Source organism: Neisseria sp. P0008.S010 (genome assembly GCF_051962715.1).
In the GTDB taxonomy this organism is placed as follows: domain Bacteria; phylum Pseudomonadota; class Gammaproteobacteria; order Burkholderiales; family Neisseriaceae; genus Neisseria; species Neisseria elongata.
Window position 1 is genome coordinate 1 of the sequence record NZ_JBQCVA010000149.1, and the last position, 481, is coordinate 481.

General features: G+C 55.1%; 1 rRNA gene. It reads left to right on the forward strand.

The annotated features are described in order from the left end of the window. A 16S ribosomal RNA gene (locus ACTHSL_RS12960) occupies window positions 1-481 on the forward strand; the annotation flags it as partial.

A 481-nucleotide genomic window follows, 5' to 3' on the forward strand; every position in this document is an offset into this window, starting at 1 on the left:
CCTACGGGTGGCAGCAGTGAGGAATTTTGCGCAATGGGGGAAACCCTGACGCAGCAACGCCGCGTGAGTGATGAAGGCTTTCGGGTCGTAAAGCTCTGTCAAGTGGGAAGAACCTGTTTCGTGCTAATACCACGAGACACTGACGGTACCACTGAAGGAAGCACCGGCTAACTCCGTGCCAGCAGCCGCGGTAATACGGGGGGTGCTAGCGTTATTCGGAATCATTGGGCGTAAAGGGCGCGTAGGCGGTCGCTAAAGTCAGATGTGAAAGCCCTCGGCTTAACCGAGGAAGTGCATTTGATAATTGGCGACTTGAGTATGGGAGAGGGAAGCGGAATTCCTGGTGTAGCGGTGAAATGCGTAGATATCAGGAGGAACACCGGTGGCGAAGGCGGCTTCCTGGACCAATACTGACGCTGAGGCGCGAAGGCGTGGGGAGCAAACAGGATTAGATACCCTGGTAGTCCTGTCTCTTATACAC